The following is a 12457-nucleotide window of genomic DNA, read 5'->3' on the forward strand; positions in this document are numbered from 1 at the left end:
GATGGCGTCCACGCCCACGGCCAAGGGGACCGTTCCCTTCCGGGAGTACAAGACCTGGTACCGCATAACCGGCCGGCCGGGATCGGGCCGCCCCGCGCTCGTCGTCGTGCACGGGGGCCCCGGCTCCACCCACGACTACCTGCTGGGCCTGTCCGCCTTCGCCGAACAGGGCTGGCCCGTGGTGCACTACGACCAGATCGGCAACGGCGGCTCCACCCACCTGCCGGACGCCGACCCCGGCTTCTGGACGCCCCAGCTGTTCCGGGACGAGCTGGAGAACCTGGTGACCCGGCTCGGCATCGCCGGCGACTACATCCTGTTCGGGCAGTCGTGGGGCGGCATGCTGTCCGCCTGGTACGCCTCGGGCCGCCCCGCCGGACTGCGCGGACTGGTCATCGCCAACTCTCCGGCCTCGTACAAGCTGTGGCTCTCCGAGATGGACGTGCTGCGCTCCCAGCTGCCGCCGGGCGTGGACGAGACGCTGCGACGGCACGAGGCCGCCGGCACCACCGACAGCGACGAGTACATCGAGGCGATGATGGTCTTCTACGGCAGGCACGTCTGCCGTATCGATCCGTGGCCGGGCGACATCATGGCCTCGTACATCGAGGCCGTCTCCGACCCCACGGTCTACCACACGATGAACGGCCCCAACGAGTTCCACGTCATCGGCAGCCTGCGCGACTGGTCGGTGATCGACTGCCTGCCCGACATCGAGGTACCCACCCTCGTCCTGTCGGGCCGCCACGACGAGGCCACCCCGACCACCGTGCGCCCCTTCGAGGAACTCATCCCGAACGCCCGCTGGGAGATCCTTGAGGAGTCCAGCCACAACCCGCACTTCGAGGAACCCGAACGGTTCTACGAACTGCTCGGCACGTTCCTCGAATCGGTCCACGCGGCCGGCCCGCGCACCACCACCGTGAGCGGGGGCTGAGACGGCGATGGATGCCAACGTCGAGGAGATCGTAGAGGCGCTCCGCGGTTCGCTCGTCGAGAACGAGCGGCTGCGGCAGGACAACGACAACCTGCGCGCCGTCGCGGACGAGGCCGCCGAGCCCATCGCGATCGTCTCCATGGCCTGCCGCTTTCCCGGCGGAGTCGGAACCCCGGAAGAACTGTGGGCGCTGGTCGACGAGGGCCGTGACGCCATCGGCCCCTTCCCCGACGACCGGGGCTGGGACCTGAGCGCCCTGTACGACCCGGAGCCCGGGAAGCCCGGCAAGAGCTACGTCCGGCACGGCGGATTCCTGCGCGAAGCCGCCCTGTTCGACCCCGAGTTCTTCGGTGTCAGCCCGCGCGAGGCGCTCACCATGGACCCCCAGCAGCGGCTTCTGCTGGAGATCACCTGGGAGGCGATGGAGCGCGCCGGCCTGGACCCGCTGTCGCTGCGCGGCAGCCGCACCGGTGTGTTCGCCGGCGCGATGTACCACGACTACGGCATCACCAGCAGCGACGGCAGCCTCGTCTCCGGCCGCGTCGCCTACACCCTCGGCCTGGAAGGCCCGGCGGTCACCGTCGACACGGCCTGCTCCTCGTCGCTCGTGGCACTCCAGTGGGCGTCACAGTCCCTGCGGTCGGGGGAGTGCACCCTCGCGCTGGCCGGCGGAGTCAGCGTCATGGCCACGCCCGAGACGTTCATCGAGTTCAGCGAACAGCGCGGACTCTCGCCCGACGGCCGCTGCCGCTCCTTCGCCGCCTCCGCCGACGGCACCGGCTGGGGCGAGGGCGCGGGCGTCCTGCTGCTGGAGAAACTGTCCGACGCCCGCCGCAACGGACACCCCGTACTGGCCGTCGTACGCGGCACCGCGGTCAACCAGGACGGGGCGTCCAACGGCTTCAGCGCCCCCAACGGCCCCTCCCAGCGCCGTGTGATCCAGCAGGCGCTCACCGCGGCCGGACTGACGCCCGCCGACATCGACGCCATGGAGGGCCACGGCACCGGCACCTCGCTCGGCGACCCCATCGAGGCGCAGGCACTGCTGGCCACGTACGGCCAGGACCGCGCGCAGCCACTGTGGCTGGGGTCGATCAAGTCGAACATCGGCCACGCCCAGGCCGCCGCCGGAGTCGCCGGCATCATCAAGATGGTCGAGGCCATCCGGCACGGCACGCTGCCGAGGACACTGCACGTCGACGAGGCGTCGCCGCAGGTGGACTGGGAAGCCGGCCGGGTCCGCCTCCTCACCGAGGCCCGGACCTGGCCCGACACCGGCCGTCCGCGCCGCGCCGCCGTCTCCTCGTTCGGCGTCAGCGGCACCAACGCCCACGTGATCATCGAGCAGGGGGATTCCGCGCCCGAGCCCGCGGCGCCCCGCCCCTCCTCCGGCGCGCCCGTGCCGCTGCCGCTCTCCGCCAGGACCGAACCCGCCCTGCGCGCCCAGGCCAGGCAGCTCGCCGACCACCTGAGGACCGACCCCGGTTCGGACCCCGTGGACGTGGGCTTCACCCTGGCCGCCGGCCGCGCAGGGCTGGGCCGCCGCGCCGTCGTCGTCGGCCGCGACCGTACGGAGATCCTCGACGGACTGGACGCGCTGGCCCGGGACACCCCCTTGGACGCCGCCGCGCGGCCGACCGGGCTGACGGCGTTCCTCTTCACCGGACAGGGCAGCCAACGACTCGGGATGGGCCGTGAACTGTACGACGCGTTCCCGGTGTTCGCGCACGCCTTCGACGAGGTGTGCGCGGAGCTCGACCCCGCCGTGCGTGAGGTGATGTGGGGCGACGAAGAGGCCCTCGGCCGTACGGAGTTCACGCAACCGGCGATCTTCGCCGTACAGGTGGCGCTGTTCCGGCTGTACGAGTCCTGGGGTGTGCGCCCCGACTACGTGGCCGGTCACTCGATCGGTGAACTGGCCGCCGCGCACGTCGCCGGAGTGTTCTCGCTGCCGGACGCCGCCGCACTCGTCACGGCAAGGGGCCGGCTGATGGGAGCACTGCCGCCCGGCGGTGCGATGGTGGCCGTCGAGGCCACCGAGGAGGAGATCGTCCCGCTGCTCGGGGAGGGGGTCGGCCTCGCCGCGGTCAACGGCCCGACCTCCGTGGTGCTCTCCGGCACCGAGGACGCCGTCAGCGCCGCCGTACGGCGGCTGGGCGAACGCAGGACGAACAAGCTGAAGGTGTCCCACGCGTTCCACTCACCGCTGATGGACCCGATGCTGGAGGACTTCCGCCGGGTCGCGCGGAGCGTGACCTACGCCGAGCCGCGGGTGCCGGTCGTCACCACGGGCGAGGTGACCGACCCGGACCACTGGGTGCGGCACGTGCGGGAGGCGGTGCGGTTCGCCGACGCGGTGACCCGGCTGGAGGCCGAAGGAGTCACCCGTTACCTGGAACTGGGACCCGACGGCGTCCTGACCGCCATGGCCCGCCCCTGCCTCACCGGCACCGCCGAGACCGCTGTACTCGTCCCGGCCCTGCGCCGCCGCGAGCCCGAGCCGGTCGCCGCCCTCACCGCACTGGGCCGCCTGCACACCTCGGGCCTGCGCGTCGACTGGACGGCCGTGTTCGACGGACGCGGTGCCCGACGCACCGACCTGCCCACCTACCCCTTCCAGCGCGCCCGCTACTGGCTCGACAAGCGTGGCCTCGGCGGGGACGTCACGTCCGCCGGTCTGGGCCGGCCCGACCACCCGCTGCTCGGCGCGATGGTGCAACTGCCCGGTACCGACGGCGTGGTGTTCACCGGACGGCTGTCCACCGGAGCCCACCCCTGGCTGGCCGACCACACCGTGGCCGGCTCCGTCCTGCTGCCCGGCACCGCGTACGTCGACCTCGCCGTACGCGCCGGTGACCAGGTGGGATGCCGCCGGATCGAGGACCTCGCCCTGGGCGTGCCACTGATCCTGCCCGAACACGGCGGCGTCCACATCCAGGTCGCCGTCGAGGCACCCGACGCCTCGGGACGCCGCCCGGTGAGCGTGTACTCCCGCGCCGACGACGCCCCGCTCGACCGTGAATGGGTCCAGCACGCCGAAGGCACCCTGGTCCCGGACACCGGCGTACCGCCCACGGGACCGGCCGTGTGGCCGCCGCGCGACGCCGAGCCGCTCGCGGCCGAAGGGCTCTACGAGCGGCTGGAATACGGTCCGGCGTTCCACGGACTGCGCTCCGCATGGCGACGCGGTGACGACGTCTTCGCCGAGGTCGCTCTCCCGGAGGGCGTCGACGCCGGGCGGTTCGGTCTCCACCCGGCCCTGCTCGACTCGGCGCTGCACGCGCTCGACCTGCTGGACCAGGACGCCTCACTGCTGCCGTTCGCGTGGTCGGACGTCACCCTGCACGCCGAGGGCGCCACGACCGCGCGGGTCCGACTGGACATCCGCGGCGACGGGTCGGTGGCGCTGGAGCTGACCGACGTCACCGGACGCCCCGTCGCGTCGGTCGGGTCGGTGGCGCTGCGTCCCTTCACCGCCGAGGATGTGGCGACGGCCCACGCCCGGGTCGCGGACGCCCTGTTCCGTGTGGACTGGGTCCCGGCCACAGCCGCACACACCTCGGACGACGCCCTGGAAGTGGCCGTCCACCACTGCCCGCCGACGTCCGGCGACACACTCCGCGCGGTACACGCGGTGACCGCCGCCGTGCTGGAGGCCGTACAGCACGCGCTCGACGGCGACGCCGTCCTTGTCGTCGTCACCGACGCCTCCGACCTCGGCCACGCGGCCGCCCGGGGTCTCGTACGGGCCGCCGAGGCGGAGAACCCCGGCCGTTTCGTCCTGGTGGACACCGACGCCCCCGTCGAACCGTCCGCCCTCGTCGGGTACGGCGAGCCCGAACTGCGCGTGCGGGGCGGCGAGACACTGGTACCGCGGCTGGCCCGCGCGCCCCTCGGCACGGCCACACCCGGCAGGCACGTCCCCGGCGAGGACGTCTCCGGTGAGGACACCACGGGCCGCGACACCACGGGCTGGGACACCGGACGCACCGTCCTGATCACCGGTGGGACCGGCGCTCTCGGCGCCGCCGTCGCCCGCCACCTCGTCACCCGGCACGGAGTGCGGCGACTGCTGCTCGTCGGCCGCCGGGGTCCCGAGGCCCCGGGAGCCGCCGAACTCGTCGCGGAACTCGCCGCGGCGGGTGCCGAGGCCGAGGTGGCCGCCTGCGACGCGGCGGACCGCGACGCCCTGGCCGCACTGCTCGAAGGACGGGCCGTCGGCGGGGTCGTACACGCGGCCGGTGTACTCGACGACGGTGTGATCCCCTCGCTGACCCCCGAGCGCGTCGACCGGGTCCTGAGCCCCAAGGCGGACGCGGCGTGGCACCTCCACGAACTCACCCGCGACCTGGACCTGACCGCGTTCGTCCTCTTCTCGTCCGTCGCCGGCGTCCTCGGTTCACCAGGGCAGGGCAACTACGGCGCGGGCAACGCCTTCCTCGACACGCTCGCGCGCCACCGGCACGCCGAAGGACTCCCCGCGCTGTCACTGGCCTGGGGCCCGTGGGCCGGAGAAGGCATGGCGGACGGCCTCGACCAGGGCGGCATGATCACCCTGGCGCCGGCGGAGGGCCTCGCGCTGCTCGACGCCGCCACCGCCGCCGCCGAACCCGCACTGGTGCCCGTCCGGTTCGACCCGGCGGCCTTCGACACGCCCCCGCCGCTCCTGCGCGGCATCGTCCGCGGCCGACCGCGCCGCGTCCTGGCCGACGGCGCGCCCGCGGCCGACCTCCTGCTGCGGCGGCTGGCCGAACTCACCGACGAGGAGCGGATCGCCGAACTCACCGGCATCGTCCGCTCCCAGGGCGCCGCCGTCCTGCGCCACGCCGGCGCCGACGCCGTCGACCCCGACCGGACCTTCCGCGACCTCGGGTTCGACTCTCTCACCGCCATCGAACTGCGGAACCTGCTGAGCTCCGTCACCGGACTGCGACTGCCCGCCACCCTCGTCTTCGACTACCCGACCCCCGTCGACCTGGCACAGCACCTCCTCGACGAGCTGTCCGGGGCGGTGCCGGACACATCCGTCACCTCCACCGGGACCGCCGTGGACGACGAGCCGATCGCCATCGTCGCCATGGCCTGCCGTTTCCCGGGCGGCGTGGACTCGCCCGAAGGTCTCTGGCGGCTGGTCGACGAGGGCGTCGACGCGATATCGGAGTTCCCGGACGACCGCGGCTGGGACGTCGACGGCATCTACGACCCCGAACCGGGCAAGCCCGGCAAGACCTATGTGCGCGAGGGCGGCTTCCTGCACGACGCCGCCGGGTTCGACCCGGACTTCTTCGGCATCAGCCCGCGCGAGGCCCGCGACATGGACCCCCAGCAGCGCCTGCTCCTGGAAGTGTCCTGGGAGGCGCTGGAGCGGGGCGGCATCGACCCCACCACGCTGAAGGGCAGCCCCACCGGGGTGTTCGCGGGCGTCATGTACTACGACTACGCCGGCGGTACCGGCGGCGGCAGCCTCGTCACCGGTCGCGTCGCCTACACCCTCGGCCTCGAAGGGCCCGCGGTGACCGTGGACACGGCCTGCTCGTCGTCGCTGGTGGCCCTGCACTGGGCGGCGCAGGCGCTGCGGTCGGGGGAGTGCTCCCTCGCCCTGGTCGGCGGTGTGACCGTCATGGCGACCCCGCAGACGTTCATCGACTTCAGTGAGCAGCGCGGCCTGTCCGCCGACGGCCGCTCCAAGTCCTTCTCGTCCACCACCGACGGCACCTCCTGGGGCGAGGGAGCCGGCATCCTCGTGGTCGAGCGGCTGTCGGAGGCGCGCCGCCTCGGGCACCCCGTGCTGGCGGTGGTCCGAAGCAGTGCCGTCAACCAGGACGGCGCCAGCAACGGCATCACCGCGCCCAACGGGCCCTCGCAGCAGCGGGTCATCCGCCAGGCGCTGGCCAACGCCGGCCTGCCGGCGGCCGACGTCGACGCCGTCGAGGCACACGGCACGGGCACGACGCTGGGTGATCCGATCGAGGCCCAGGCCCTGCTCGCCACGTACGGGCAGGACCGCCCCGAAGGCCGGCCGCTGTGGCTCGGCTCGGTCAAGTCGAACCTGGGGCACACCCAGGCGGCGGCCGGTGTGGCGGGCATCATCAAGATGGTGCAGGGCATGCGGCACGCGAAGCTGCCCAGGACCCTGCACGTCCAGGAGCCGACCCGGCAGGTGGACTGGGAGGCGGGCGACGTCCGGCTCCTGACGCAGGCACAGGAGTGGCCCGACGACGGCCGCCCGCGTCGCGCGGGTGTGTCCTCGTTCGGGATCAGCGGCACCAACGCCCACGTGATCATCGAGTCGGCACCGCCGGCCGAGGACGAGCCCGCGGAACGCCGCGAACTGCCCGTCACGCCGATCGCCGTATCGGCCAGGACACCCGAGGCACTGCGCGCCCAGATCGAGCGGATCGCCGCGTTCGCAGCGGACCACGACCCGCTCGACGTGGCGTTCTCGGCGGCCACGGGGCGCGCTGACCTCGAACACCGGGCGGTGCTGCTGGGCCCGGAGACCGTCACCGGCGCGGGCAGCGACGGCAAGGTGGCGTTCCTGTTCACCGGCCAGGGCAGCCAACGCCTCGGCATGGGCCGGGAGTTGCATGAGGTCTTCCCCGTCTTCGCGGCGGCGTTCGACGAGGTGTGCGACGCGACGGGGCTCCCGCTCAAGGACGTCATGTGGGGTGACGAGGAGGCCCTGCGCCGCACCGAGTTCACCCAGCCCGCGATCTTCTCCCTGGAGGTGGCCCTCTTCCGGCTGGTGGAGTCCTGGGGCATCAGGCCCGACTTCCTGGCCGGACACTCCATCGGCGAGCTGGCGGCGGCCCACGTGGCAGGGGTCTTCGACCTCGACGACGCGGCACGCCTGGTGGTGGAACGGGGCCGGCTGATGCAGGCGCTGCCGCCCGGCGGGGCGATGCTGGCGATCCGGGCCACGGAGGAGGAGGTCACCCCGTGGCTCACCGCCGAGGCGGGCATCGCCGCCGTCAACGGCTCCACCTCGGTGGTCGTCTCGGGCACCGAGGACGCGGTGACGGCGATCGCCGGCCACTTCACCGACCGCAAGACCAGCAGACTCTCCGTCTCGCACGCCTTCCACTCGCCGCTGATGGACCCGATGCTGGCGGACTTCCGCACGGTCGCCGAGAGCGTCACCTACCACCAGCCGAGGATCCGCCTGGTCAAGGACATGACGACGGCCGCGTACTGGGTGGGGCACGTCCGTGACTCGGTCCGCTTCGCCGACGACCTGCGCCGGCTGCACGACGACGGCGTGCGGCGCTTCCTGGAGATCGGCCCGGACGGCGTCCTGACCGCGATGACGGAGCAGAGCACCGAGGGGACCGCGGTGGCCACGCTGCGCCGCGACCGCCCCGAGACGGCGAGCCTGTTCGCCGGCGTCGGACGCCTGTACGCCGAAGGGGTGCAGGTCGATTGGAGCGCCGCCCTCGCCGGGCGCGGCGCGCGACGCGTCGATCTGCCCACCTACCCCTTCCAGCGCGCACGGTACTGGGTGGGCGCGGAGGCCGGGGCAGTGGCCGGACTCGACCTGGTCGAGCACCCGCTGCTGACCGCGATGGTCGCGCTGCCGGACACCGGCGGTGCCGTGTTCACCGGACAGCTCTCCCTCGACTCCCACCCCTGGCTCGCCGACCACGACGTGCTGGGCACCCTGCTGCTGCCCGGCACCGGCCTGGTCGAACTGGCGCTGCAGGCCGCGGACCAGGTGGACTGCCCGGCCATCGACGAGCTGACCCTGGAAGCGCCCCTCGTCGTCCCGGAGAAGGGCGGCGTCTCGGTACGGGTGGTCGTCGGCGGCCCGGACGACTCCGGGGCGCGTACCGTCGAGATCTACTCGTCCTCCGACGAGGAGACGTGGATCCGCAACGCGACCGGCGGGATCGTCCCGTCCGGCGCAGCACCGTCGGGCGACCTCACCGAGTGGCCACCGCAGGGCGCGACGCCGCTCCCGGTGGAGGGCGCCTACGAACGGCTGCTCGCCCGGGGATACGACTACGGGCCGGTCTTCCAGGGGCTGAAGGCCGCCTGGCGGCGCGGCGCCGACGAGGTGTTCGCCGAGGTCGCGCTCCCGGAGGGGGCGGACGCGGCCCGGTTCGGCCTGCACCCGGCGCTGCTGGACGCGGCCATGCACGTCGGCCTGATCGAGGACGGCGAGGACGAGGCACCCGAACTGCCCTTCTCCTGGAACGGCGTCACGCTCCACCGGGCCGGTGCCTCGGCACTGCGCGTACGGCTCGCGCGCGGCGCCGGGGAGGACGGCTCGACGGTACTGGTCGCCGACGGGAGCGGAGCGCCCGTCCTGTCCGTCGAGACCCTCGCCGCACGCACCGTCTCGGTCGAGCAGCTGCGGGCCGGCGGCGAGCACCGCGAGTCGCTGTTCACCCTGACCTGGACCAAGACCCCCGCCGGCCCCGCACCACGGACGCCCGTCGTGGTGTACGAGGTGCCGCGCGCCGACGGCGACACACCCGAGGCGGTCCGCGCGACCACCGACGCGGTGCTGGCGCGGCTCCAGGGGTGGCTCACCGAGGAGAACACCGGCGAGAGGAAACTCGCGGTCGTCACCCGGTACGCGGTGCCGGCCGGAGGCACGGACGTCGATCTGGGGCAGGCACCCGTGTGGGGCCTGGTCCGGGCCGCGGCGGCGGAGAACCCCGGCCGGTTCGTCCTGGTCGACCTCGACGACGCAGCCGGCCCGCCGCCCCTCGTGGACGAGCCCGAGATCGCGGTCAGGGGCGGCGAACTGCTCGTCCCGAGGTTCGCCCGCGTTCCCGCCGCGGCGCTCGACGGTGCGAAGGACCCCTGGAACCCGGCGGGGACGGTCCTGATCACGGGCGGCACCAGCGGCCTCGGCGCCCTGGTCGCCCGGCACCTGGTGACGACGCACGGCGTACGGCGACTGGTCCTGACCAGCCGCCGCGGCGAGAGCGCGCTCGGCGCGGCGGAACTGCGCACCGAACTGGCGGCCCACGGAGCGCGGGTCGACATCGAGGCGTGCGACGTGGCCGACCGGACCGCGCTCGCCGCCGTGCTGGCCCGGCATCCGGTGGACGCGGTCGTGCACGCGGCCGGTGTCGTGGACAACGGCCTGGTCCGGGGCCTGACACCGGAACGTGTGTCGACGGTCCTGCGGCCCAAGGTGGACGGTGCGTGGAACCTCCACGAGCTGACGGCCGACCGCGAACTGACGGCATTCGTGCTCTTCTCCTCGCTCGGCGGCTCCCTGCTGGCGGCCGGCCAGGGCAACTACGCCGCGGCCAACGTGTTCCTGGACGCGCTCGCCCACCACCGCCGACGGGCCGGCCTGCCCGCGACCTCACTGGCCTTCGGACTGTGGGAGGCCAGGACCGGACTCGGAGAGCTGGACGGGGCCGATCTGCACCGCATGCGGCGCATGGGCCTGCCCGCACTCTCACCGGTGGAGGGCCTCGCGCTCCTGGACGACGCGTTGCGCACGAACGAACCAGCGCCGGCGCCGTTCAGCCTGGACACGGGCACCCTGCGGGGCCGGGACACCGACCGGATCCCCGCACTGCTGCGCGGCCTGGTGCGTGCCCAGCGCCGCCGCGCGGGCGACCGGATCGCGGACGACGGCGTCGAACTGCGGCGCAGGCTGGCCGCCCAGACGGACGACAACGAACGGGACCGCCTCCTGGTGGACCTCGTACGCACCCAGGTCGCGGCGGTGCTCGGCCACTCCGACACCGACGCGGTCCGCCCCGACCGGGCGTTCAAGGACCTCGGCTTCGACTCGCTCACCGCCGTGGAACTGCGCAACGGCCTGCGCGCGGCGACCGGACTGAAGCTGCCCGCCACCCTGGTGTTCGACCACCCGACGCCCACCGCGGTCGCCGAAGCGCTGCGCACGCGGCTGACCGACGGCCCCGAACCCGCCGGAGCACCACTGGAAGCGCAACTGGCGCACCTGGAGGAGGTTCTGGCAGCGGCGACACCGGACGCCGAAGCCTACGGACGCGTGGCCGACCGGCTGCGCGCCCTGACAGCCGACTGGCTCAAGACCCACCGGCCGGCCGGGAACGAGGACGCGGATCTGGACTCGCTCTCGGCAGACGAACTGTTCGACGTCCTGGACGACGAGCTGGACGCACGGACCTAGGAGGTGTCGCGGACCTCCGCGACACCCCGCTGGTCCCGTCCCGGACACCCGGTCCTCGCGGCAGACCCTCGACGGACCGGAACCACCACCGAAAAAGGGGAACCACCTCATGACCACCGAAGCCACCGACAGGCACCAGCAGGCCGAAGAGGCCCTGATGGGGCTCATCATGCCGCCCCACCCCATTGACCCGTTCCCCTTCTACGAGACGCTCCAGTCGGTGAACCGGGTCCACAACAGCACGGCCCTCGGCGTGTGGGCACTGACCGGCCACGCCGAGATCACCGAGTTCCTGAAACGGCCCGACGTGCACAGCGGCGCCCGGATCGCCGGCCAGATGCGCCCGGACTGGGCCGACCACTCCTCACTGCGCCTCTATCTGAAGTCGATGGTCACCCTCAACCAGCCCGACCACGGCCGGGTTCGGGTGCTGGCGAGCCGCGTCTTCACCCCCAAGAGGATCCAGACGATGCAGCCCGCCGTCGAGCGGCTCACCCGCAACCTCATCGACGGCCTCGCCGAGCGGGCGGCCGGCGGCGAGGCCGTCGATCTCGTCGAGCACCTGGCCACGCCGTTCCCGGTGGCGGTCATCTGCGAGATGCTCGGCATGCCCTTCGAGGACGGTGAGCGCCTGTGGGCGCTGGCCGACGACTGGTCGCAGGTCTTCGCCGGCATGTTCCCGGAGGAGGTACTGGCGACCGCCGACACCGCCGCCGACGAGCTGTCCGCGTACTTCCGCGGGGAGATCGAGGCACGCCGCACCAACCCGCGCGAGGACCTGCTGACCGGGCTCGTGAAGGAGTCCGACGACGGCCGCCTCGACGAGGACGAGCTGATAGCGCTCATCCTGTTCCTGTTCACCGCCGGCTTCTCGGCCACCACCAACCTGATCGCGGCCGGGATGGCCGGGCTTCTGGACCACCCCGACGAGCTGACCCGCTGGCGCGAGGACAGGACCATCACGTCCTCGGCCGTGGAGGAACTGCTGCGCTACAGCACCCACAACACCGCGTCGAGCCGGTTCACCACCCAGCCGGTCACCGTCGGCGGCACCGAGATCCCCGAGGGCGTCCTCGTCCTGGCCCTGCTCGCCGCCGCCAACCGTGACCCGCTCCGGTTCCCCGACCCGCACCGTCTGATCCTGACCCGTGACGACGGCCCGCACCTGAGCCTCAGCGCCGGCGCCCACTACTGCTTCGGCGGCACGCTCGCCAAGATGGAGGCCGCCGCGCTCTTCCCGGCGCTGCTCGACGCCTTCCCGAAGATCGAGCTGGCCTCCGAACCCGAGCGCCGTGGCGTCATGGGCCTGACCAGCTACGCCACGCTCCCCCTGAACCTCGGCCGCTGACCGGCTCGACACACCCGCAGAACCCCTGCACGGCAGAGTCCCCGCGCGA

General features: G+C 73.1%; 3 protein-coding genes. All 3 read left to right on the forward strand.

Going from position 1 to position 12457, the window contains the following annotated elements; all coding sequences use genetic code 11:
• The first annotated feature begins 1 nt into the window (after nucleotide 1).
• The 3 genes from ACZ60E_RS26570 to ACZ60E_RS26580 all read left to right on the forward strand — a co-directional run bounded on the left by ACZ60E_RS26570 (nucleotide 2) and on the right by ACZ60E_RS26580 (nucleotide 12408).
• Nucleotides 2-937: a proline iminopeptidase-family hydrolase gene (locus tag ACZ60E_RS26570; protein ID WP_469443916.1), complete on the forward strand. Its 936-nt coding sequence runs from the start codon at nucleotides 2-4 to the stop codon at nucleotides 935-937.
• Between the two features lie 130 nt (nucleotides 938-1067).
• Nucleotides 1068-11060 (forward strand): SDR family NAD(P)-dependent oxidoreductase, encoded by a 9993-nt coding sequence (locus ACZ60E_RS26575; protein ID WP_469443917.1) that lies wholly within the window; start codon nucleotides 1068-1070, stop codon nucleotides 11058-11060.
• A 109-nt stretch (nucleotides 11061-11169) separates the two neighbouring features.
• A complete protein-coding gene (locus tag ACZ60E_RS26580) occupies nucleotides 11170-12408 on the forward strand; it encodes a cytochrome P450 (protein WP_384814192.1) in 1239 nt (412 codons plus the stop codon).
• Nucleotides 12409-12457: the final 49 nt, after the last annotated feature.

The organism is Streptomyces sp. NPDC102514, assembly GCF_055584525.1.

Bases quoted from the DNA above. Each gene is read 5' to 3' on its own strand.
- ACZ60E_RS26570 (WP_469443916.1), top strand. From the start codon at position 2: ATGGCGTCCACGCCCACGGCCAAGGGGACCGTTCCCTTCCGGGAGTAC.
- ACZ60E_RS26580 (WP_384814192.1), top strand. From the start codon at position 11,170: ATGACCACCGAAGCCACCGACAGGCACCAGCAGGCCGAAGAGGCCCTG.